This is a genomic window from Oleiphilus sp. HI0066, from assembly GCF_001635725.1.
This window is the reverse complement of the sequence record NZ_LWFH01001339.1, coordinates 1-1,219: the sequence shown is the minus strand read 5'-3', so window position 1 is coordinate 1,219 and position 1,219 is coordinate 1. Positions and strand designations below refer to the sequence as shown.

At 44.7% G+C, this 1,219-nt stretch carries 2 protein-coding genes; one reads left to right on the top strand and one right to left on the bottom strand.

What is annotated here, in order from left to right; genetic code table 11:
• A partial coding sequence (locus A3738_RS20165; protein WP_156504361.1) for a phosphate ABC transporter substrate-binding protein PstS occupies positions 1–596 on the bottom strand: 596 nt, incomplete at its 3' end.
• A 116-nt stretch (positions 597–712) separates the two neighbouring features.
• On the opposite strand from A3738_RS20165, the gene tilS reads away from it, so the two are divergent.
• On the top strand, positions 713–1,219 hold a 507-nt coding region (tilS, locus tag A3738_RS20160; protein WP_068763806.1), incomplete at its 3' end, for a tRNA lysidine(34) synthetase TilS.

Below are 1,219 nucleotides of genomic sequence, written 5' to 3'. Positions count from 1 at the left end.
AAAGCTGATAAGAAATAAGGCTGGTCACTCCACTCTGGTAACTTTGATGCTCCTACGTTATTTCGAAAACTCTCGCTAACTAAAGCCAGATGATTGCTAAACAAAAAGCTAGAGCCGGATGCATCAGATCGCACGACTACGCTAATGGGCGTTGCTGGCAATTGAATACCTGGATTGCTTGTCTGAATATCTGGGTGATCCCAATATTGAATCTCGCCGAGAAAAATACGTGAATACACGTCTCGTGAGAGTTTTAAATCTGAAACGGAGGGCAAGCTATACATTAAAGAAACTTGTCCAGCAATCAAAGGCACCATCAGTGCGCCCTGCTCCAAGTAACTCAACTGCTCGTCACTCATCGCTAAGTCACTGACCGCGAAATCAACATCCCCGTTGATGAATTGAGATATTCCATCACCAGACCCGACAGCCTCGTAATTGATCCGCGCATCGTTATCGCGATAACTGAAATCTTTAAACCATTTTTGATAGATAGGCTCAGGAAAGCTTGCGCCAGAACCGTTGAGATGCACAAAGTTTGAGCCATGAGCAAAGAAAGACGTGAACAGCAATAGCACGATCCATGTAGAAGGCATAAACCATCTCCCGAGAGAACATGTGTCGGGTAACAGTAGTCGGAATTTTAAATATTTGAAGCTTTTGTATTGCGAGAGAGTAACAATAACTTAGCGATATCAGCGTTTAACAGCGTATGATCGAGGCTAAGCTTCAACAAGCTCTTGCTTCTTTTCCTGATGCCAAGACTATTTATATCGCATATAGCAGTGGGCTTGATTCCACTGCTTTGCTTCTCTCCGCGGTTCGCTCACTCCAAACACTAAAACCAACTCAATCATTCTGCGCTATCCATGTTCACCATGGATTAAGTTCTCACGCTGATGCGTGGGCGGAGCATTGCCAAGCTGTTTGTGCCGAATATCAAATACCATGCATTGTTGAGCGTGTTCAACTTGATCTGAAAGGTAAAAGTCTCGAGCAAGCGGCGCGTGAAGCGCGATATGCGGTGTTCAAACGACATGTCGGCACCGATGATATTTTGTTGTTGGCGCATCATCTTGATGATCAAATCGAGACGGTTCTTATGCGACTTATAAGAGAGACTGACTCGAGTTTGTTGGCTGCTATTCCTCACAGTCGGCCTATGGGACTAGGTCATCTCGTTCGACCATTTCTAGATTTACGAAGAAAGGATCTTGAG